We start from the raw sequence: 20,748 nt of genomic DNA, 5'->3' as shown, positions 1-20,748 counted from the left end.
CCACCGTAAACATTCAGCCCTAAACTACCAAAGTCCAATGGAATATGAAAACCATTACTTTTATTCTTTAACCTAAGCAAGTCAACTGTTCATCAAAACCGGTACACCTCAATCTCACCCGTGCTAGCATCTACAATACTAAGTTTGTCGCCTGCAAAGTCCACATAGAGTTTATCGCCTGCTTTGTGCTCCATGCGCATTACCGGATTGACTTGTGCCTTCCACTGCGCATAGTAATGCTTGAACTGCGAGACGCCAAAACCATCGGGATGAACAGCCTTATATTGCTCCCAGAGCAACTGTCTTGTCGTGCCCTTTTTCTTCAGTTCCTTGTCAATTGAAGGGAAAAGCGTTAGCAGCGTTTGGAGTTTGTCGCTGATCGGGTTTTCTAATGGCTTTACAAACAAGGCTTCCAGGTCTTTGTCACTGAGTTCACGGATCTCTTCAACTGTTAGTTTGCTCTCTGAAAATGCTTTTAAGTACTTCTTCAACGTGTTGCGGGAGATGCCCGTTTGTTCTGCAATTGCAAGTTTGCTGCGTCCTTGATGATGCAGTTGCAGAATCCGTCTGATTTTGCTCATGCTGATTGGGTTGTTTGCCATGCATGCTGAGTTTTGGTAGAAAACTTAGCACGAATGGCCCCGAATCACCCGAACTTTTTCTTCTTTGTTTCGGTGGTCAATTTGCTCCGGCGAGAGGTGGTCAATTTGGAGCGGCGCAAGGTGGTCAGTTTAAACCAGCGAAGGGTGGTCAGTTTGACCGGCGCCTCCAACCAGAGGCCTTTTGCACAAACAATGAGAGGAAGTAAAGGTGTAAATGTATGAGTGAGCGTACACCGATTGGTTGAGCGTGCATCAAAGGTAAGGCAGTGTAAAACCGCTACATTTGCTTTTTGAAGGAAAGGAGTGTAGGAAAGTATCATAAAAAGAGCCAGTTATGCTTTTCGTTAAAACCAACGATTTTCAGGTAAGCGCATTTTCGCCGGCATATTTGCCTACACCATAGAGGTGATTGTGCTGTTCTTTTTTCGTTGTTTTCTACGGAATCGCACTCTTTTTATTACACCCAGTAAATGCAAAAACCACGATTTCCATTATCGTGAAAAACGACGATCTTTCTGCTATTGATATGATATAAAATCACTGGTTGCTTTAGCAAAAACAAATCGTTGAAAACAACGATATTCCTTTTTTCTTTTGCTGCAACATTCATACAGGTAAAAAAGAATGGGGCAAATGCCGTGTAATTGGGTGTATACACGTTTGTAATCGTGTACATTCGTGTACACCCGTTTAAAAACGTTTTTAAACGGGTGTACACGGCTGGTCTTTTTGCTCTTTTTTCCTTACCGGTTTTTTGTCCCGGTTGTGCATTTTTGCTCCTTTTTCTTCCCTTTCAGGCACTAAAAAAGCAGGCACTAGACCTGCTTTACGCCCTTGGTTAGGGCAAAAAAATAATGGGTGGGCTGATAATGGAGCTCTTTACCGCCCTATAGATCAAAGGTTTAGCCTCTTTTCTCCCACTCCTTGTCGGCGGAGATTTGCTCATTGGCATACTTGCATAATTGGTAAATGACATAGCCTCCTGCTACGATCAATACGCCATAAAGCAAAACATCGCCAGTGCTAATACCTGCAGCAACGGGCATTGGTGCCTTTACTGCACCCGATGCAACGCCCTGAACAATGCCACCTACAGGGGGTGGTGTGAGGGTAGGAGTTGTGGGGGGCGCAGCCGCCGTATACTTTAGTTTCATGCCCATCAGCTGGGACAGCATAATTGTGTCAGGATTATACATAACGGCCTCCTTTGTACTTTGGTACCCGATCCAGTGATCTTTGTACGGGCATGTAATTACGCCCTTCTACTTTGGGCAGCTCCAATCCATAGCATCCATACCAAATGATGCCGGTATGTCTTTCCTTGTGGTGCTCCTGGTTCAGGAACACCTCCAGGTTAATGCCTTCTCCCACCAGGGCCTCCTCCGCTACACCTACTTTGCGGAAGTAGGCATTGTCATAAAACCGCTTGACAAACTTTTCGTTGTCTTTGAGCACCCGCTCATAGGAGAACCGGGACTTCTTTTCTTCTTTTGCTTTGTCATTGAAGTAAGTTGTTTTGCACTTGTCGTTGCAATCCTTTCGGGGATGATCGGGTGGCAGCTCTTTTCTGCACCTGGGGTTGCGGCAAATTTTGGGTTCGGTGACTTTTTTCATTTTCATTGGGCGGAAAATTTTTTTTAAATGTTATTCAATTTAGGTTTGAAGGTAGATTCGAAATAAGGTCCAGTGAGCAGTTTGGCAAATACAATATTTGCCACTAAAAAGGTGCTCTAATGGCCCACTCTGTACCCATGTATATGAAAAAGAATAAGTCCGTACAAAAACCAAATAGCCCTACAATTCCCAGGGTGGGCGTAGGCAACGATCTACCAAAGCGAAACGAGGTAGGGAGTGGTGGGGAGCCTGTGGCAGAAGAGCTGCTGCTGAGCTCAAGTGAGTTCCTGGGCTTTATGTTCGATAAGGTGGTGCCCCTGGAAGCCATTGGGGTAAAGGAGGAGCTATTCCTTTACTGGCGCAGGCAGGGGCTGCTGCCTTTCTTTCCAAAAGGTGCATGGGCCCGGTTTTCCTTTGCCCAGATGATCTGGGTAAGGATCCTTCAGGACCTGAGAAGCTTTGACTATGCCATTGGAAAAATGCTGGCGCTTACCGAGTACTTCTTCAAACGTGCCTATGAAGATGGGCTGCCTGAGCGGAACCTGCGTGTGGCCCGCGAAGCACTCCAAAAGAAAGTTGTGGCAGGTACCATAAGTGATGAGGAAAGGGCACTGCTCGACTACATAGATGAGGTGCTACGGGATGAGGCGCTGCTGCTTGCTTTTCGCTATAACATTAACTACCTCACAAACCTTATTGTCTGGTGCCTGAGCAGTGGTGAAGAAGCGGGTATCCTGATCTTTTCGGATGGAAAGGTTGGTGAGTATGCTTCCGGCAGATACTATAGTGGGGGCGTGGTGGGCGGAGTCGACCCTTCGGCTCCGCACATATATCTATCCATCAGGCATTATCTGGGGGAGTTTATGGAGCAGCGCTTTGTGGATGTGGTAGCATCCCCACTGCAGGTGTTTAGTGAATGGGAGCAAAAGGTACTTCGTGCCATAAAAGACCCAAGGAACAGGGAGGTGCGTGTGGAGCTCAGACGTGGTAAAATCAATAAAGTAGAAGTGGTAGCAGAAGATGTAATCCTTAAAGGATTGGATGCGGAAGCGCTGAGAAAGGCACTGGGGCTTAAAAACTATGAAAGGATTGTGGTGGACACGGTGGATGAGAAATCCCTGGTGGTTAGAAAGACAATCAAGAAAGTGTAAGAAAAGACATGTAAGAATATAAATGGTTCCGGTATACATCCGGGCCGATGGTGAAATCCCGGCAAGTGGAAAAGAGGCTTATTCTGATTACCTCAGGTAAGCCCCGCACAAAGTACACGGGAGCACAAATGAACACTAAAGAAGTACCCTATGTAAATAAAGAACAACAAGCTAAACGCCCAACTAGTAAAGCAACCATTAATGATGGTGATGTAAAAGGCTACGGCTCACTGAGCCTAGAAGAACAACTGGAGTTGTTTGCTGATTTGATAGTGGAACAGCTGTTGAAAGCAGAAAAGCCATAGCAAATAACACTATTTGTTACACAGTTTTGGTAGCAGTAGCTTTAAATGGCAGCTACCCTTATTACCGAAAAAGAAAAAGAATACCTAACCGTAAACCTAACCCCGACCTATACCCATATGCAAACAGGTCCGAATACCCAAAATAGCAGTGAGGCCAGCACCAAGGGTGCTTTAGAATCACTTCTGGAAAAAACAACAAAAAAGCAGTATGCAGGTCCCCAACCTCGCCAGAAAAGGATGGGGGTGATCTATACCCGAGTATCCTCTCAGGAGCAGGCAGAAAACAACTCCTCTCTGCAAATACAGCTAAAGCTCTGTAAGGAATACGCCCAAAGGATGGGCATACAGGTAAAGGAGTTCTTTGGCGGAACTTATGAATCGGCAAAGACTGATGGTCGTAAAGAGTTCCAGCGTATGCTGCAATATGTGAAGCGGGACAAGGAAGTAGCCTTTATCATTGTATATAACTATGACCGGTTTTCCAGAACCGGCCCTGCCGCAGCACAACTATCTGATGAATTAAGAAAGACAGGAGTGACGGTAAAGTCCATATCCCAGGATATTGATAGTTCCACTCCTTCAGGCAGGCTACAGGAAAACTTCTTTCACCTCTTTAACCACTATGACAATGATCAGCGCAGCAATCGAACCTCGGTAAATACCAGGGAGATCATGCTGAAGGGGTACTGGCCTTATGCCACACCTATGGGCTATCGTAACCTAAAGCCAAAACACAGAGCATGTGATCACCAATATGTCATTACTGAAGAAGGTGAACTGATCAAAAAAGCGTTTAAGTGGAAAGCAGAAGGCGCACTTACCAATAAAGAAATCATCGAAAGATTAAAAGTGCGGGGACTCAGGCTCACAGAAAAAAACTTCCGCTGGGTGATGTCCAATCCATTTTATGCAGGATACGTAACCGGTAGTTTGCTAAAGGGAGCATTGGTAAAAGGAAAGCATCCAGCACTAATTGACCTGAAGACATTTTTAAAGGCAAATGATATGCTGCAAGCAGCAGTAAATGCAGGTATTGCAAAAGAGCATAAAAAGGAAGACCTGCCCCTCAAGGTATTTGCAATAGATGAAGGAAGTGGAGCTGCTTTTACAGGATATAGCACTAAGGGGATCTGGTATTATAAGACCAGGGGGAATGGTCCTGCCGTAAACGTGCGTGCATCACAGATGAATGAGCGCTTTGAAGCAATGCTTAAAAACTTTGAATACCGCAGTGAATACAGGGAAAAGTTGGAAGTGCTGATCAAGGAGAAGCTAAAGGAAAAGCTCTCAGATGTATTGGAGGAAAGCATCCGGCTGAAAAAAAGCTTGAGTGAAACCAAGAACCTGCTGGAAAAAATAGAAGAGCGGTTTGTACTGGGCGAGATCACCAAGGTCATGTATGAGAAGTATGCCCAGAAATACATGGAGGAGGAGGGACAAATTGAAGGGGAACTAAAGAAAAGTGCTTTTGAGAGTTCGAACCTAGATTTGGCTGTAAAAAAGGGGCTCCAAATTGCTGAAAACATCAGTAAAATGTGGGCTTCCAGTGATTTTGATGAGAAAAGGAGATTGCAATACCTGGTGTTTCCTCAAGGAGTGAAGTATAGCAAGGAAAATGATCGAGTTCGAACCGAACGAGTGAATGAGCTGTTCCGCGCAATAGCAGGCGGGAAGCGGATTTTAGCACAAAAAGAAACAAGTGATCTTGAAGAAGATCACTTGTTATCCGATTCTGTGCCCAGGACTGGATTCGAACCAGCACGTCCTTGCGAACACCACCACCTCAAAGTGGCTTGTCTACCAGTTTCAACACCTGGGCAGCCATCAGGAAAACAGTTGTTTGAACCCCTGCATTTCCCGTTAGGGTGGCAAATGTATTTATTTTTTTAAAACAACCCGAAAAGTTGTTCCTTTTCCTGGCTCAGAATTTTTCACACTCAGCGAGCCGCCATGGTATTGCTCCACAATCCGCTTGGAAAGACTCAGCCCCAGGCCCCATCCACGCTTTTTAGTAGTAAATCCCGGCCGGAACACATTACCGATATTTTGTCGCGAAATGCCTTTGCCGGTATCTGTTACATCAATGATCACTTCGTTGTCACCTTCCTGCAAATCAACGGTGATGCTGCCGCGGCCTTCCATCGCATCTAGTGCATTCTTCAGCAGGTTTTCCATCACCCAGTCGAACAGGGGCGGCGAAAGCGGCACGATGACGGAGGTTTTCTGTTGCGTATTTAATGTGAATTGCAATTTGCCCGGAGCCCGCTTCCGCACATAGTCCATCATGCCGCCCACTTGCTCTACCAGGTTGCGCGGTTCGAGTTTGGGCTTGCTGCCAATTTTGCCAAAGCGGTCCGAAACAAGTTGTAAACGCTGCACATCTTTTTCGAGTTCAGGCACCACCGTTTCGGTGCCCGGTATGTCGCGCAAAATTTCCAGCCAGCCTTCCAGCGAACTGACCGGTGTGCCCAGTTGGTGTGCAGTTTCCTTGGCCATGCCTGCCCACAAATGGTTTTGTGTGCTGAGGTAAGAGGAGCGGAGTAGCATAATGACGATAATGATGAACAACCCCACTATGCCTAATTGTATCAGCGGGTAATACCTTACTTCCTGCAGCAGCGGCGTCGGACCGTAGTAGTACCGGTTGTGGTGTGTACTGTCCAGCGTCAGTTCAATCGGCGTGTTGGCCGACTTAAACGAACGTAGCTTTGCACGCAGGTAAGTATTGTAATGCGCTACACGCAAACTATCGGAGGGTAGCCAGCCTGCAGCAACATTTGTCGAGTCGAGGTTGGTCCATGCGGTAATGCTGTCGCGTTCCGTGGTTTCAATGATGGGTACATCGGTATGCTGAATGATGTGGAAGGCAAGGCCCACGTCGGTGTTCGATGGGTTGTTGATAAATGTGCCTGCCTGCACCCATTGCTCCACCTTTTGCCGCTCTTCGTTTTCAATTTTTTTAGCCAGGTATCTCGAATACCCAATGGTGCCACTCACAATCAGGATGGCAATCAGGGCCAGCACCAGGCGCCAATTAAAAAGGGTAGAAAGCATGAACGAAAATAAGTAACCCTCGCGGCGAAGGAATGAGAATTTTTAAATATGAAAACGAAGCCGGCAACTGTATGTAGCGGCGTTATAAGTCTAGCTTGTACAAATGTTTCTATACTATTTTATTGTGCTGGCTCATTCTTGTTGTTTCAAAACTGCAATTGAATTGAAAAGCATTGCTCTTTTCATAAATGCAAACGAATTTGTTTGAGTAAGCAACATGCTAAAATGCCAATGGTCCTACAATTTTTAATAATAAAAGCAGTTAAAAATCTGTTCAAGTTCATGGAAAATTGAGGATTGATCGATGCATCAACCAGAAGCGATCAAAATGTAAAGCGCTTACCTTTTACATCAATCCACCGTTAGGTTCTGCCAGTTTTGGCCCAAACCTATATTCCCTCATATCTTCGCCCCATGCCGCAACAACCGCCCCTGGTGGCACTTGTTATTTTAAACTGGAACGGCAGGCATCACCTGCAACAGTTTCTGCCCTCGGTCATCCGGTCGGGGTACGAACGCCTGCAAATAGTGGTGGCAGACAATGCTTCATCCGATGATTCGCTGCAATATTTACAAACCCATTTTCCCGAAGTGATGTTGTTGCCGCTTTCCGAAAACTTTGGTTTTGCAAAAGGCTATAATGAGGCATTGAAAAAAATAGATGCGGATTATTACATGCTCCTTAATTCGGACGTGGAAGTAACACCGGGTTGGTTACAACCTATGGTGCAGCTGCTGGAGCAACACCCAAACAACACCGCATGCCAACCTAAAATTTTGGCGTACAAAAATAAAGATGTATTTGAATATGCCGGTGCTGCAGGCGGGTGGCTCGATGCATACGGTTACCCTTTTGCACGGGGCCGTGTGTTTGATTATTGCGAGTACGATAAAGGTCAGTATGATAACCCACAACAAGTGTTTTGGGCCAGTGGCGCAGCGCTGTTGATTCGTAGTGCCGATTTTCATGCAGCTGGTGGCTTTGATGAATATTTTTTTGCACACCAGGAAGAGATCGACCTGTGCTGGCGGCTGCAACTGATGGGTAAAAAATTGTATTGCTGCCCGCAGTCTGTAGTGTATCATGTGGGCGGCGGCACATTACCCCGGGGCAACTCACGCAAAACATTTCTCAACTTCCGCAACAATCAAATTATGTTGGCCAAAAACCTGCCCTGGTCTGAAAAGTGGTGGAAGATCCCATTCCGGCAAATGCTTGATGCTTTATCGGCATGGAAGGGTTTGCTTTCGGGCGACGGCGGATATTTTATTGCCATTGTAAAAGCACATATTGCATTTGCCCGTTGGGTATTCTTCGGATCGCGGCAATGGGTGCCGGTGCGGCGCAAGCCGCTAACGCAGTTGCAGGGCGTGTTGCGGCGCAATTTGGTGTGGCAGCATTTTGTGCTGGCAAAGAAAAAGTTTTCAGAAGTTGTAAAAAGTTGACAATAGTTTTTGATGGTTTTTACAGCCCCCTTATTTTTGCACCACAATTAGCAATATGGATTTGCAAAACGAATACCACGAAGAATTAGAAAAAGTACAGGACCGCGACTTTACGCACAACTGGGTTTCTTCTTCTGCATTCATTTTTTACCTGTCGGTTTTTTGCCTGCTTGCATTCATGTTGGGCACATGCGGCCGCTTGTATACGCAGCGTTATGAGCGTGTTGATGGCACAGTAACAGAGAGCTCGAAATACACGCCGACTTACAAGTAAAAAAAAGTTGCAAAAAAAGTTGGCGAGAAAAAAAAGCCTCTTATATTTGCAACCCCAACGATAAACAAACAGTTCTTACAAAATACGCGGAAGTAGCTCAGCTGGTAGAGCGCAACCTTGCCAAGGTTGAGGTCGCGGGTTCGAACCTCGTCTTCCGCTCCATAAAAGAATCCATCCTAATTGCAGGGTGGATTTTTTTTTAGGGGCCCTGGTGGTGAAATTGGTAGACACGCAGGACTTAAAATCCTGTTTGCAGCAATGCAAGTGCGGGTTCAAGTCCCGCCTGGGGCACAAGCCGGTAATGCGGCGCAAAGCTGAAACGGTTGTTCTAAAAGAGCAGCCGTTTTTTTATGCAGTCTTAACATCGAATTATAAAAACGGTGCATGGCACTACACGCAACTTGCAACATCTTGCCGGTCGAAATTTTTTAAGCTCAATTCCATCCATTTTTAAAACTAAACATCATCCTTATGCGAAAATTGCTGTTGCTCCTTTTAGTTGCGCCCTTGTTTAGCCAGGCTCAGAAAAAACCTTACCTCGAAATTGGTGGAGTGGGTGGTTATTATTTTAAGTCGGAAGCATTTGCTTATGGTGCGTCACTTGGTTTTAACGGCCAAATGAATGACTTCCTGACGGTAGGCGTTGGCTTTATGCCGCTGTGGCAAAAAGATGTAAAAAAGCCGCAGTTGCCGGTTTACGGCGACCTACGCATCCGCATCGATCAGCGTGCATCGCTCCTGTTGCAGCCAGGCTATAATTTTTACAAAACTTCTTCTTCCGCTAGTGCCGGAAATGTTTCTGTAAAATCAGAAGTGAAAGGCGGTTTTTATGGTGGCGCCGGTCTTGCGTTTGATTTCCCGGTGCGGCCCAACACAGCTATTTATGTGCATGCCAAATACAATTATTTTGGCTACCAAAGCAACGCTACAATGAGTGCCAATGGTAACACCACTACTTCGTCCGCCAAATCGCACACCGATGCGGTAACTTTAGGCGTGGGTGTTCGTTTGCAGTAAAATATAAATCAGTATAGGCTCTTTTTATTGCCTACGAAAAAAGGGTTGCTCCAAAAGAGCAACCCTTTTTTTATCACCACCATCCACTCTCTTAAACAACATTTTTGTCTAAGCCACAATTCTCGTTTTATTTAAAGCACATTAATAGCGGCTGCTATTGGTGCTCCGCGTTTCGTTTGCAGCATACCGGGTGGTACCCTTGCGGCAAAAATTGATCAGGTCTTCATTCAGTTGTTCGCGATGCGTGTAAAACAACCCATGCGGTGCACCATCGTACACTTTGAACTCAGCGCCGGCGATCATTTTCGCAGTGCGTTCGCTACTTGCATCAATGGGAACGGTTTTGTCGTCGTCGCCATGAATGATGAGCGTAGGAATATTAATGTTTTGCACATCGTTGCGGAAATCGGTTTGTGCAAATGAAATAGCGCATTGCTGCGTAGCGCGGGGCAGGGCCACTGCCGCCAGACTGCGGTAGTATTCAAGCAGCGGTGTGCTTACCGGGTGGTGCATCAGGCTTACGCTAAAAAACTTTTTACCAAAATCGTCGAGGAAGGCAATGCGGTCTTTTTTCAACTGCTCCATCATTTCTGCAAAAACAGATTCATCCACACCCTCGGCGTTATCCGGCGTTTTTACCAGGTAAGGAGTAACGGCACTCACCAGCACTAAGCCCGAAACCCGCTCTGTACCGTACCGGCTCAGGTACCGAACGGCTTCGCCGCCACCCATCGAAAAACCAACCAGCACTGCATCTTTCAGGTCAAGGCCTTCCACCACTGCATGCAGGTCATCGGTAAGCGAATCGTAGTCGTAACCATTCCAGGGCTTGTCTGATTTGCCAAAGCCACGGCGGTCGTATTTAATCACCCGCAGGCCGGCATCTACCAGGTCATCTATTTGGTATTCCCACATGTCTTTGCTCAGGGGCCAGCCATGGATCAGCACCACCGGCCTGCCGCTACCGTAGTCTTTATAAGAAATGTTTACGGTTTCGCCGGTTGTGGCATCTTTCGATTCAATGAATTTCATTATTGTGCATTTTTCTGTTGTGGGCACAATAATCAAACCGGAATAAATAGGACTTTCTGTCTAATAGTTTGTTGTGTAAAAACAATTGCGCTAAAACAAACCGGGCTGGTGTCCGTGATAATGTAGGCTCAATCGGACAAAATGCGGCGGCTGTTTTTGGGGCGACCGTGTAATAGGCATTTAATCTTTTACAATAATTGCACAGCATCGCCCACTTTGATGGTGCCAGTGCCTTGGTGCAATAAGTTTTGTCCAAAGTAGATTTTAGTGCCATCTTTCCGGTAACCGGCAAGCGTTTGCAATGGCTCTTTTCCAGCAATGCCTTCATCTTGCCGGATGGTAGTAACCAGGCATCGGCCGCAGCGTTTTACGCCGTAAAAATGCACGCCGCCAATGGTAAAATGTTGCCAGCCGTCTTCGGCAAAAGGCGCCGCACCTGCAACCACGATGTTTGGCCGGAACCGGTTCATGGGAACAGGTGCTTTAAGCCGGCTATTTAATTCATCCAGCGATGATTGGCCAATAAGCAAAAACGGGTAGCCATCCGAAAAAGAAGTAACCTCGCCGCGGTGTGCATATTCCGGATCAACCGGGATGGGATTGCTTTCGGGCATGTGCACCAGGCGGCAGGCTACGCCCAACTGCTCCGAAAACCACACATCGTACGCTGCTCCGACTAAATGCGCTGTGCTTCGGCTGTCCCACACCGTTACTGGTGTTTCATTTTGGATGTTTAATTGAAATGGAATAGCAATCGAAGCACCTGTTTTTTTATGCACCACGCTTAGTCCATCGTGTTCAACATTTACCTGCAACAACGCCATTTGCGGCAATTGCCGCTGCGACAAAAAAACACCCGCTTCATTTACCAGCATCCAGCGCCGGTCCAGTTGCAGCCCACGGTCGGTCACCTGCGCATGTGTAAGGGAGATGCCGCCCAGCGACTTGATCGGGTAGATATATAATGCACTTACCTGTAGCATGGCGCTAAGGTAGCAATTGTCGCATGCCACTTTGGCTAATCACTCTAATTTATCCACATCAATCACCGGCTTTTTCAGTAGCCAAAAACCTCTAGCGTGCAACACTGGCCACCGTTGCTTATATTCATACAAACGTTTGCCCCCGCCATGAAAAAAATAATACTGCTGCACCTGTTTGCGGCAATGGTGTTTAGTGCCGCTGCGCAACTAAAGGTGCACCACCTGCTCACCGAAAACAAACCCAACCCTTTGGGCGTTGATGCCGCACAGCCGCGTTTTAGCTGGCAGCTCGATGCTGGCAACCGACGCAACGTGCTGCAAACGGCGTATGAACTGGTGATACAAACCGACGATGGGCAACCGGTTTGGCGTACTGGCAAAATGGCAACACCGCAAAGTGTGCTGGTGCCTTTCAAAGGGCCGGCTTTGGCTTCAGGTAAACGGTACAATTGGCAGGTGCGGGTTTGGGACAACGCAGGAAACGCTTCTGATTGGAGCGAGCCATCGTTTTGGCAAATGGGTCTGCTCAAACCATCCGACTGGAAAGCGCAATGGATTGAGCCGGGATTTGCAGAAGAGGCTACGCGGCCAAGCCCGCTGCTGCGTAAAGAATTTTCCATCGCAAAAAAACTAAAACGTGCAACAGCCTATATCACAGCGCATGGTTTGTACGAAGCTTACCTCAACGGCAGCCGCATTGGCGATGCATACTTTACACCAGGCTGGACCTCATATAACAAGCGGCTGCAGTACCAGGCCTATGACGTAACTGGCCAATTGCAACAAGGCGCTAATGCGGTGGGAGCGGCCCTTGCCAGTGGCTGGTATCGTGGCAACCTGGCCTGGGGCGGCAACCGCGATATTTATGGAAAAGACATTGCACTATTGATGCAATTGCAACTTGAATTTGAAGACGGCACTACGGAACAAATCGTGACCGATGGTAGTTGGAAAAGCAGCACCGGTGCCATCCGCTCGTCGGAAATTTATCACGGTGAAAAAGTAGATGCACGCCTCGATCAACCGGGTTGGAACAAGCCCGGTTTTAACGATGCGTCATGGACTGGCGTAAAAACTGCGGCCAATGCAAAAGAGGTGCTGGTGGCCACTTACAATGAGCCTATTCGTAAAAAAGAAACTTTTGCACCGGTTAAAATATTTACCACGCCAAAAGGGGAGCAGGTTATTGATTTTGGTCAAAACCTGGTGGGCTGGGCCGAAGTAAAAGTGCGGGGTGCCAGCGGCCAGCAAATTATTTTATCGCATGCCGAAGTGCTGGATAAAGCGGGCAATTTTTATATCACCAACCTGCGGGCTGCCAATAGCCGCGATACATTTATTTTAAAGGGCGGTGGCGAAGAAGTGCTAGCGCCGACCTTTACCTGGCACGGCTTCCGCTACCTGAAAGTGGAAGGCTACCCGGGCACATTAAACAAGGATGATTTCGAAGCTGTGGCACTATACTCAGACATGCCGGTCGCCGGCAAATTCACCTCTTCGAATGAATTAATCAATCAACTCCAACACAACATTGAATGGGGACAGCGTGGTAATTTTTTAGATGTACCCACCGACTGCCCGCAACGCGATGAACGCTTGGGCTGGACCGGCGATGCGCAAGTGTTCAGTCGCACAGCCATGTTCAATATGAACGTGCATAGTTTTTTTACCAAGTGGATGCAAGACGTTTCGGCGGATCAGATCGATGGTGCCGTTCCATTTGTAGTGCCCAATGTTTTGGGCGCCGGTTCTGTAGCTTCCGCTGGTTGGGCCGATGCGGCTACGATCATTCCCTGGAACATGTACCTGGCTTATGGCGATACCGGCATTTTGCAACAGCAATATGGCAGCATGAAAGCCTGGGTGGAACACATGCGGCGCAAAAGCAAAAACGATCTTTGGAACACCGGTTTTCATTTTGGCGACTGGTTGTTTTATCGCCCCGATGACGACAACGATGGTCGCGCCGCAGTTACCGATAAATACCTTGTTGCGCAATGTTTTTATGCACACTCCACGCAACTGCTGATCAATGCAGCAAAAGTATTGGGCAAAAAAGCCGATGTGCTCCAGTATACCGCATTGCTGCAAAAAATAAAGGATGCATTTCGCAAAGAATACATGACGCCGAGCGGCCGGCTTGTATCCGGAACGCAAACGGCTTATGTGCTGGCGCTGCAGTTTGATATGTTGCCGGAGGCCTTACGGAAAGGCGCAACTGAAAGACTGGCGGAAAATGTAAAAAGTTATGGCACGCATCTTACCACCGGGTTTTTAGGCACGCCGTATCTCTGCGAAGTATTGTCGAGAAACGGGCAGGCCGATGTTGCCTTTGCGTTGCTGTTGCGCGAACAATACCCGTCATGGCTGTTCCCGGTAAAAATGGGCGCCACTACCATTTGGGAGCGTTGGGACGGACAAAAACCCGACAGCAGTTTTCAAACGCCCGGTATGAATTCATTTAACCATTACGCCTATGGCGCCATCGGCGACTGGATGTACCGCACCGTTGCTGGCCTCGATACCGAAGAAGATGGCCCGGGCTATAAACACATCAGGATGAAGCCGCTGACCGGCGGCAACTTCAATCATATCGCTGCCACGTTGCAAACTTATTATGGACCCGTTACTTCGGGCTGGAAAAGGGAAGAAGCCAATTTCAACATGGATGTAGTGATCCCCGCTAATACGCAGGCTTCGGTTTTTATTCCGGCACCTTCGGTAAATGCGGTGCGGGAGGGTGGCCTGGCGCTGTCACAAAATGGGGCCATCAAAGTTATCGGCTTTCATAACGGTTATGTGCAAGTGAAAATTGGTTCGGGCTCATACCAGTTTACTGCAACGGGATCGGGAACAGCTACAACTTCGGCTAAGCGCTAGCTTTTTTCAAATACGCTTTTGTTTAAATAACAAGTATAACCCCTCATCATCCACACCATGCAGGCATTATTAGGCGTCATATTCCATTTTATCGGCGGGTTTGCTTCGGGCAGTTTTTATATACCGTATAAAAAAGTTCGGGGCTGGGCATGGGAAAGCTATTGGATCATCGGCGGTCTTTTTTCCTGGCTTATTGTGCCGCCGCTGGCTGCGTGGCTTACCATCCCCGGCTTTGGCGGTATCATTGCCGGTGCAACCGGCTCCACCTTGTGGTACACGTTTATGTTTGGGCTGCTGTGGGGCATCGGCGGACTTACTTATGGTCTTGGTGTTCGATACCTCGGCGTGTCATTAGGGTCCAGCATCATCCTTGGTTTAACCATGGTGTTGGGCTCTTTGCTGCCATCCATTTATTACCAGTTCAACCCACAGGAAGGTAAAGATTCGATCGGCGCCATCATGGGCAGCACTTGGGGCCAGATTGTACTGGAGGGTTTACTCTTTTGTATTGTGGGTATCTATTTATGCGGCCGTGCCGGTACGATGAAGGAGCGGCAATTGCAAACAGAAAACAGGAATGGCAATGATAGCGATGTGCCCGTGCACCGCAAAAGAAAAATGAAACCGGTGGTGGCCGATGCTATAGCGGCAGATGCTGGTTTTACAACACATGTTTTTGAGGAAGTGGCAGTAACGCCTGCAGCACCACCCGATGCGCATGGCGCGGCGGTGCATCAAACAGAATACAAGTTTGGTTTGGGCATTGCCGTCGCCATTATTTCCGGCGTATTGAGTGCCTGTTTTAATTTTGGATTGGAAGCCGGCAAGCCTATGGCCGACCTGGCGAATGCTGCATGGAAAAGCGCGCATCCCGGGCAGGGCGAGTTCTTGTTTCAAAATAATGTTACCTACGTGGTGGTACTTTGGGGTGGCCTCACCACCAACTTTTTGTATTGCATGTACCTCAACGCAAAAAACAAAACCTTTGGCGATTACGGCAATGCAACAACTCCGCTGCTGCGCAATTATATTTTTGCGGCCCTTGCCGGCACCACCTGGTTTTTACAGTTCTTTTTCTACGGCATGGGCGAAAGTAAATTGGGTAATGGGCCCTCATCATGGATCCTGCACATGGCGTTCATTATACTGGTGGCCAACGGATGGGGTCTTGCTTTGAAAGAGTGGAATGGCGTAAATAAAAAAACAAAAGCCACCATCATTGTAGGCATTGCCACCATCATTCTTTCGGTGCTGATCGTGGGATATGGCAACATTGTTAAATCCAGCATGCACTAAAAATTTTACAACATTTATAAAGACTAATAATGTCAGCAGCGACCCAAAATTTCAAGCATGTCAGTTACCTGTGGGATGATCAAAAAGCGGCAGCGCTGGAGGGCGATGAAGTAGGTTTATTGATCTATCGTTCCAACTTACTCGGCGCCGATTTGCGTCTCACCAATTACGGCGGCGGCAACACCAGTTGCAAGGCTATGGCAAAAGACCCGCTCACCGGGCAGGCAGTGGAAGTAATGTGGGTAAAAGGTTCGGGCGGCGACATTGGTACCTTGCAACGCAGCGGTCTTGCAGCACTGTATATTGACCGGTTACGCAGCCTGCAAAACGTTTACCGCGGCGTTGAACACGAAGACGAAATGGTGGAACTGTTTAATCATTGCATTTATGACCTGCAATCGAAGGCGCCTTCCATCGACACACCGCTGCATGGCTTTTTACCATTCAAACACATTGATCACCTACACCCCGATGCGGCGATAGCAATTGCCGCTGCAAAAGATGGAAAGCGCATTACTGAAGAACTATTTGGCGGCACTATTGGCTGGGTAGATTGGCAGCGCCCTGGTTTCGATTTGGGGTTAAAATTAAAAGCATGCCTCGATGCAAACCCCGGTATTCGCGGCATCATGCTCGGATCGCATGGATTATTTACCTGGGGCAATACTGCTTACGAAAGTTATGTCAACACGCTGGAGGTGGTGGAGCGATGTGCTCAATACATTGAGGATAATGTTGGTAAAAAAAGTGCTGTTTTTGGCGGCGCCAAAATAGAAGTGCTACCAAAAGAAGACCGGTTGAGCAAGGGTGCGGCACTGGCCCCGGTGCTGCGTGGATTTTGTTCTGACGAAGTAAAAATGATAGGTCATTTTACCGACGATGATCGTGTGCTGCAATTCATCAACAGCAACGATCTGCAGCGGCTGGCGCCGATGGGCACATCGTGCCCCGACCATTTTTTGCGGACCAAGATCAGCCCATTGGTGCTGGAGTTGTCGCCGGATGAATCGCTGGAAGATATAGCAGCCATCAAACAAAAATTAGCGCCGCAATTTGAAGCATACCGCGCCATGTATCGTAAGTATTACGAAGGGTGCAAACACGCGGACAGTCCGCCTATGCGTGATGCCAACCCGGTGGTGATCCTCTATCCCGGTGTGGGCATGTTTACATTTGCCAAAGACAAGCAAACGGCTCGTGTGGCCGCGGAGTTTTATATCAACGCCATCAATGTAATGCGCGGAGCCGAAGCCATTTCGGAATATACTTCTTTACCGCGGCAGGAAGCATTTAACATTGAATACTGGTTGCTGGAAGAAGCAAAGCTGCAGCGCATGCCCAAGCCCAAAACGCTATCGGGCCGCATTGCGCTTGTTACCGGCAGCGCCGGCGGTATTGGCAAAGCTATCGCCAAAAAATTTGCTGCTGAAGGCGCCTGCGTGGTGCTCAACGACATCAATGAAGAACGATTAGCTGCCGCAGTGTCGGAGTTTCAGAAATTATACGGAAAGGATGTAGCGGCATCAACTGTTTTGAATGTAACAGATAACAATACTATTGAAGCGGCAATTAATGCAACGGCACTGGCATTTGGTGGCGTGGATATCATTGTCAACAATGCCGGTATCTCCATTTCCAAGTCCATCATCGATCACAGCATTGAAGACTGGGACCGGCTGTATGATATTTTGGTAAAGGGACAATTTCTGGTGTCGAAGGCTGCTGTAGCCGTGATGCGCAAACAAGGCATGGGCGGCGATATCATCAATGTTGTTTCAAAAAATGCCGTGGTGGCCGGCCCAAACAATGCGGGCTACGGATCGGCAAAAGCCGCACAAGCGCATCTTTCACGGCTGTTGGCAGCCGAATTGGGCGGCGATCATATCCGCGTCAATACAGTAAACCCCGATGCGGTGATTGCAGATTCCAACATTTGGGCGGGCGGCTGGGCCGAGGGCCGCGCAAAAGCTTATGGCATCAGCGTGGAAGAACTGCCCGCTTATTATGCCAAACGTACGCTGCTGAATGAAGTGATTTTACCGGAAGATGTGGCCAACGCCTGCTACATTTTTGTAAGTGGGTTACTACAAAAATCAACCGGCAACGTACTCAATGTTGATGGCGGCGTAGCCATGGCATTTTACAGGTAAAGGAGTAAAGTCTAAGGTTTAATGTTTAAGGTTGTTTGGGATGGTCAATGGGTTTAATTTGTTCAATTGTTTTAAGTAGTTCGAAGTACCTTTTATTCATTGAACATATTTAAGAAAATCAACGCTTTCGACAATCCTAAACTTTAGACATTAAACCTTAAACCCATAATTCTAACTCAAAATATCGATTGCATGTCTTTAGAAAAATACCTCATTGAAGCACATAATAACGAGCAGTTACAGCAACATAAAAGGGGGTTTGAATTTATTGCTGCCGGTGTGCCGCAGGTGGAAGAACTGTTGCAAAAATTAATAGACTTTCAGGTGGCGATACCTTCCTGGGCACTGGGCACCGGCGGTACCCGTTTCGGCCGGTTTGGCGGTGGCGGCGAACCGCGTAGCTTGGAAGAGAAAATTGAAGACGTAGGACTGCTGCACCAATTGAATAGGAGCAGCGGTGCTATTTCACTGCACATTCCGTGGGATATTCCGCAGAACTATAACAACATTAGGGCACTGGCCGCACAGTACGGGCTTAAGTTTGATGCAGTCAATTCCAACACTTTTCAAGACCAGCCGGGGCAACTGCTTTCATATAAGTTTGGTTCCATGCAACATATGGACCGAACGGTAAGGAAACAAGCCGTGGATCACAACATCGAAGTGATTCGCCACGGCGTGGAATTGGGTTCCGAATCGCTTACGGTTTGGCTATCGGATGGTTCTTGTTTTCCGGGCCAATTGAATTTTAGAAAAGCATTTCAAAACACGCTGGAAAGCTTGCAGCAAATCTATTCGGCACTACCGCCCAACTGGAAAATGTTTGTGGAGTATAAAGCTTATGAGCCCAATTTCTACAGCACTACTGTGGGTGATTGGGGGCAGTCGCTGCTGTATGCGCAAAAGCTCGGCGCTCAGGCATACACGTTAGTCGACCTGGGCCATCATCTGCCCAATGCTAACATCGAGCAGATCGTTTCGCTGTTGCTGATGGAGGGTAAGCTCGGTGGTTTTCATTTCAACGATTCGAAATACGGCGACGATGACCTGACGGTTGGCTCGATGCGGCCCTACCAGCTGTTTCTTATTTTTAATGAACTGGTGGAAGGGATGGATGCTCGCCACATGAACCATGCAACTGACCTCGGCTGGATGATCGATGCCTCGCACAATGTGAAAGACCCGCTGGAAGACCTGTTGCAATCTGTCGAAGCGATTATGATCGCATATGCGCAGGCTTTGCTGGTGGATCGGCCGGCATTGGCAGCGGCACAACTGGACAACGATGTAGCTGCGGCCCAGGAAATTTTGCAGCATGCATTTCGCACCGATGTGCGTCCGCTGGTAGCCGAGGCACGCATGCGGGCCGGTGGCGCATTGCAGCCCTTGCAATTGTTCCGCAAAGAAAAGATCAGGCAGCACCTTGTAGCCAATCGCGGCAGCAAAACGGTGGCAACTGGCTTGTAAAAAATCGCCGCAACTAGATCTGAACTGTCATTTAATCTTTTCCAATTTAATTAATCAAGTATGCCTGCCATCCCTGTCATTGCGGTCTTTGATATAGGCAAAACCAATAAAAAGCTGTTGCTGTTTGATGAACAGTACCAGCTGGTTTGGGAACGCTCCGACCGGCTTGCAGAAACAGTGGATGAGGACGGTATGCCTTGCGAAGACCTGCAACTGCTGGAACAATGGCTGCGTGATGCCGGCAAAGAGGTGCTGCAACACCGCGACTTTGATGTTCGCGCCATCAACTTTGCGGCCTATGGTGCATCGTTTGTGTACCTCAATGAGCAGGGCGAACCACATGCGCCGCTATATAATTATTTAAAACAATACCCGCCGCAACTGCTGGAGCAATTTTACAACACCTATGGTGGCATGGAGGCGTTTGCAGTTGCTACTGCATCGCCGCCGTTGGGCAGTCTTAATTCAGGTTTGCAATTGTACCGCATCAAGCAGGAGCAGGAACGGCTTTTTGCACATACGCTTTACGCATTGCACTTGCCGCAGTTTGCTTCGTTTGTGTTCACTGGCGAAGCCAGCACCGATATTACTTCCATTGGTTGCCATACCGGTCTTTGGGACTTTAAGGCCGACAAATACCACCCTTGGGTAAAGGCAGAAGCATGGACCAACAAACTGCCGCTGATACAACCCGCCGAGACTACATTTCCGCTTTTCGGATATCGTACTACAGTAAAGGTTGGCATTGGTTTGCACGATAGTTCAGCCGCGCTAATCCCGTACCTGCTCTATTTTAAAGAACCGTTTTTATTGTTGTCTACCGGTACCTGGTGTATTACGCTCAACCCATTTAACCAACTCCCGCTTACTTATGACGAACTCCAGCAAGACTGTCTTTGTTATTTATCGTACAAAGAACAGCAGGTAAAAGCATCGCGGCTGTTTGCCGGCAACGAACACGAACAAGAAACAGCCCGGATTGCAGCACATTTTGGTGTAGCGCCAAATTTTTACGAATCGGTACAATATGATGCGCATCTTTTTGCCAACATATTACCTCGGAAGAAAGACCTGCAACAAAAAGGGCAGGGGTTGAAGGATTCAGGGTTTGGCCACAGGATGCTCGATGCTTTTGCAAATCCATCCCATGCCTATCACCAGTTGATTTGGGATATGGCGCAGCAACAATATGCCGCAACGATGCTTGTGTCGATGGGTGGGCAGGAGCGCCGCCTATTTGTAGATGGTGGTTTTAGCAAAAACGAAGTGTACGTGCATGCACTTGCAGCTGTATTTACCGGGTGTGAAGTATTTGCCGCAGCAATGCCGCAGGCAACTGCACTGGGTGCCGCATTGGTATTGCACGAAAAATGGAACAAAACTGCGTTGCCGCAAAACCTGATTCAACTAAAACGTTACCATGCGCCGGCCGAAATGGTAACGACAGGCTAGGCGTTCTTCTACTTTTTATCCGCCT

At 47.9% G+C, this 20,748-nt stretch carries 16 protein-coding genes, 3 tRNA genes and 1 pseudogene; 13 read left to right on the top strand and 7 right to left on the bottom strand.

What is annotated here, in order from left to right; all coding sequences use genetic code 11:
* Positions 1-92: 92 nt before the first annotated feature.
* From DRJ53_RS21895 to DRJ53_RS17315, 3 genes are all read right to left on the bottom strand, one after another.
* Positions 93-581, bottom strand: coding sequence for a helix-turn-helix domain-containing protein (locus tag DRJ53_RS21895; protein WP_162303911.1), 489 nt, complete (start codon positions 579-581; stop codon positions 93-95).
* Between the two features lie 923 nt (positions 582-1,504).
* Positions 1,505-1,777, bottom strand: coding sequence for a hypothetical protein (locus DRJ53_RS17320; protein WP_114236917.1), 273 nt, complete (start codon positions 1,775-1,777; stop codon positions 1,505-1,507).
* 13 nt (positions 1,778-1,790) lie between these two features.
* Positions 1,791-2,222 carry a hypothetical protein gene (locus DRJ53_RS17315; protein ID WP_114236916.1) on the bottom strand — a complete coding sequence of 144 codons (432 nt, stop codon included), beginning with the start codon at positions 2,220-2,222 and terminating at the stop codon, positions 1,791-1,793.
* 290 nt (positions 2,223-2,512) lie between these two features.
* Here DRJ53_RS17315 and DRJ53_RS17310 point away from each other — a divergent pair, with 290 nt between their 5' ends.
* The 3 genes and pseudogenes from DRJ53_RS17310 to DRJ53_RS21890 form a co-directional block, all read left to right on the top strand.
* Positions 2,513-3,367 carry a hypothetical protein gene (locus DRJ53_RS17310; RefSeq protein WP_155523221.1) on the top strand — a complete coding sequence of 285 codons (855 nt, stop codon included), beginning with the start codon at positions 2,513-2,515 and terminating at the stop codon, positions 3,365-3,367.
* A gap of 128 nt (positions 3,368-3,495) precedes the next feature.
* Positions 3,496-3,672 carry a hypothetical protein gene (locus DRJ53_RS21340; RefSeq protein ID WP_155523220.1) on the top strand — a complete coding sequence of 59 codons (177 nt, stop codon included), beginning with the start codon at positions 3,496-3,498 and terminating at the stop codon, positions 3,670-3,672.
* 45 nt (positions 3,673-3,717) lie between these two features.
* Positions 3,718-4,674, top strand: a pseudogene (locus DRJ53_RS21890) (recombinase family protein); the annotation flags it as partial.
* A 733-nt stretch (positions 4,675-5,407) separates the two neighbouring features.
* Here DRJ53_RS21890 and DRJ53_RS17290 read toward each other — a convergent pair.
* Positions 5,408-5,491: transfer RNA gene (locus DRJ53_RS17290), tRNA-Leu, on the bottom strand.
* A gap of 59 nt (positions 5,492-5,550) precedes the next feature.
* On the bottom strand, positions 5,551-6,726 hold the full coding sequence (locus tag DRJ53_RS17285; RefSeq protein ID WP_114236913.1) for a sensor histidine kinase: 1,176 nt from the start codon (positions 6,724-6,726) through the stop codon (positions 5,551-5,553).
* 414 nt (positions 6,727-7,140) lie between these two features.
* Here DRJ53_RS17285 and DRJ53_RS17280 point away from each other — a divergent pair, with 414 nt between their 5' ends.
* The 5 genes from DRJ53_RS17280 to DRJ53_RS17260 all read left to right on the top strand — a co-directional run bounded on the left by DRJ53_RS17280 (position 7,141) and on the right by DRJ53_RS17260 (position 9,463).
* The gene (locus DRJ53_RS17280; protein WP_114236912.1) at positions 7,141-8,172 is read left to right on the top strand and encodes a glycosyltransferase family 2 protein; all 1,032 of its coding nucleotides are present in this window, start codon (positions 7,141-7,143) and stop codon (positions 8,170-8,172) included.
* 55 nt (positions 8,173-8,227) lie between these two features.
* Positions 8,228-8,446, top strand: a complete 219-nt coding sequence (locus DRJ53_RS17275) for a hypothetical protein (RefSeq protein WP_114236911.1) — start codon at positions 8,228-8,230, stop codon at positions 8,444-8,446.
* 86 nt (positions 8,447-8,532) lie between these two features.
* Positions 8,533-8,608, top strand: a tRNA-Gly gene (locus tag DRJ53_RS17270).
* Between the two features lie 43 nt (positions 8,609-8,651).
* Positions 8,652-8,737: transfer RNA gene (locus tag DRJ53_RS17265), tRNA-Leu, on the top strand.
* Positions 8,738-8,917: 180 nt separating this feature from the next.
* Positions 8,918-9,463, top strand: a complete 546-nt coding sequence (locus DRJ53_RS17260; RefSeq protein WP_114236910.1) for an outer membrane beta-barrel protein — start codon at positions 8,918-8,920, stop codon at positions 9,461-9,463.
* 141 nt (positions 9,464-9,604) lie between these two features.
* On the opposite strand, the gene DRJ53_RS17255 is transcribed toward DRJ53_RS17260, so the two are convergent.
* Positions 9,605-10,495: an alpha/beta fold hydrolase gene (locus tag DRJ53_RS17255; protein WP_114236909.1), complete on the bottom strand. Its 891-nt coding sequence runs from the start codon at positions 10,493-10,495 to the stop codon at positions 9,605-9,607.
* A 188-nt stretch (positions 10,496-10,683) separates the two neighbouring features.
* The gene (locus DRJ53_RS17250; protein WP_114236908.1) at positions 10,684-11,478 is read right to left on the bottom strand and encodes an MOSC domain-containing protein; all 795 of its coding nucleotides are present in this window, start codon (positions 11,476-11,478) and stop codon (positions 10,684-10,686) included.
* A 147-nt stretch (positions 11,479-11,625) separates the two neighbouring features.
* Between DRJ53_RS17250 and DRJ53_RS17245 the strand changes: the two genes are divergently transcribed.
* The 5 genes from DRJ53_RS17245 (at position 11,626) to DRJ53_RS17225 (ending at position 20,723) form a co-directional block, all read left to right on the top strand.
* Positions 11,626-14,358: a family 78 glycoside hydrolase catalytic domain gene (locus tag DRJ53_RS17245; RefSeq protein WP_114236907.1), complete on the top strand. Its 2,733-nt coding sequence runs from the start codon at positions 11,626-11,628 to the stop codon at positions 14,356-14,358.
* Between the two features lie 57 nt (positions 14,359-14,415).
* Positions 14,416-15,654, top strand: coding sequence for an L-rhamnose/proton symporter RhaT (locus DRJ53_RS17240; RefSeq protein WP_241558596.1), 1,239 nt, complete (start codon positions 14,416-14,418; stop codon positions 15,652-15,654).
* Between the two features lie 29 nt (positions 15,655-15,683).
* Positions 15,684-17,804, top strand: a complete 2,121-nt coding sequence (locus DRJ53_RS17235) for a bifunctional aldolase/short-chain dehydrogenase (RefSeq protein WP_114236906.1) — start codon at positions 15,684-15,686, stop codon at positions 17,802-17,804.
* A 192-nt stretch (positions 17,805-17,996) separates the two neighbouring features.
* The gene (locus tag DRJ53_RS17230; protein WP_114236905.1) at positions 17,997-19,271 is read left to right on the top strand and encodes a sugar isomerase; all 1,275 of its coding nucleotides are present in this window, start codon (positions 17,997-17,999) and stop codon (positions 19,269-19,271) included.
* Positions 19,272-19,331: 60 nt separating this feature from the next.
* On the top strand, positions 19,332-20,723 hold the full coding sequence (locus DRJ53_RS17225; protein ID WP_175580762.1) for an FGGY-family carbohydrate kinase: 1,392 nt from the start codon (positions 19,332-19,334) through the stop codon (positions 20,721-20,723).
* The last annotated feature ends 25 nt before the right edge of the window (positions 20,724-20,748 follow it).

Source organism: Paracnuella aquatica (genome assembly GCF_003332885.2).
GTDB lineage: Bacteria > Bacteroidota > Bacteroidia > Chitinophagales > Chitinophagaceae > Flavisolibacter > Flavisolibacter aquaticus.
Note: the sequence above shows the minus strand (reverse complement) of the source record. Positions and strands in the feature narration are given on the sequence as shown.

Excerpts from the sequence above, each read along its gene's own strand:
- DRJ53_RS17225 (WP_175580762.1), top strand. The coding sequence starts at position 19,332 with ATGCCTGCCATCCCTGTCATTGCGGTCTTTGATATAGGCAAAACCAAT.
- DRJ53_RS17260 (WP_114236910.1), top strand. The coding sequence starts at position 8,918 with ATGCGAAAATTGCTGTTGCTCCTTTTAGTTGCGCCCTTGTTTAGCCAG.
- DRJ53_RS21340 (WP_155523220.1), top strand. The coding sequence starts at position 3,496 with ATGAACACTAAAGAAGTACCCTATGTAAATAAAGAACAACAAGCTAAA.
- DRJ53_RS17285 (WP_114236913.1), bottom strand. The coding sequence starts at position 6,726 with ATGCTTTCTACCCTTTTTAATTGGCGCCTGGTGCTGGCCCTGATTGCC.
- DRJ53_RS17250 (WP_114236908.1), bottom strand. The coding sequence starts at position 11,478 with ATGCTACAGGTAAGTGCATTATATATCTACCCGATCAAGTCGCTGGGC.
- DRJ53_RS17320 (WP_114236917.1), bottom strand. The coding sequence starts at position 1,777 with ATGCTGTCCCAGCTGATGGGCATGAAACTAAAGTATACGGCGGCTGCG.
- DRJ53_RS17275 (WP_114236911.1), top strand. The coding sequence starts at position 8,228 with ATGGATTTGCAAAACGAATACCACGAAGAATTAGAAAAAGTACAGGAC.
- DRJ53_RS17230 (WP_114236905.1), top strand. The coding sequence starts at position 17,997 with ATGTCTTTAGAAAAATACCTCATTGAAGCACATAATAACGAGCAGTTA.
- DRJ53_RS17245 (WP_114236907.1), top strand. The coding sequence starts at position 11,626 with ATGAAAAAAATAATACTGCTGCACCTGTTTGCGGCAATGGTGTTTAGT.
- DRJ53_RS17240 (WP_241558596.1), top strand. The coding sequence starts at position 14,416 with ATGCAGGCATTATTAGGCGTCATATTCCATTTTATCGGCGGGTTTGCT.
- DRJ53_RS17310 (WP_155523221.1), top strand. The coding sequence starts at position 2,513 with ATGTTCGATAAGGTGGTGCCCCTGGAAGCCATTGGGGTAAAGGAGGAG.
- DRJ53_RS17280 (WP_114236912.1), top strand. The coding sequence starts at position 7,141 with ATGCCGCAACAACCGCCCCTGGTGGCACTTGTTATTTTAAACTGGAAC.
- DRJ53_RS17235 (WP_114236906.1), top strand. The coding sequence starts at position 15,684 with ATGTCAGCAGCGACCCAAAATTTCAAGCATGTCAGTTACCTGTGGGAT.
- DRJ53_RS17255 (WP_114236909.1), bottom strand. The coding sequence starts at position 10,495 with ATGAAATTCATTGAATCGAAAGATGCCACAACCGGCGAAACCGTAAAC.
- DRJ53_RS17315 (WP_114236916.1), bottom strand. The coding sequence starts at position 2,222 with ATGAAAATGAAAAAAGTCACCGAACCCAAAATTTGCCGCAACCCCAGG.
- DRJ53_RS21895 (WP_162303911.1), bottom strand. The coding sequence starts at position 581 with ATGAGCAAAATCAGACGGATTCTGCAACTGCATCATCAAGGACGCAGC.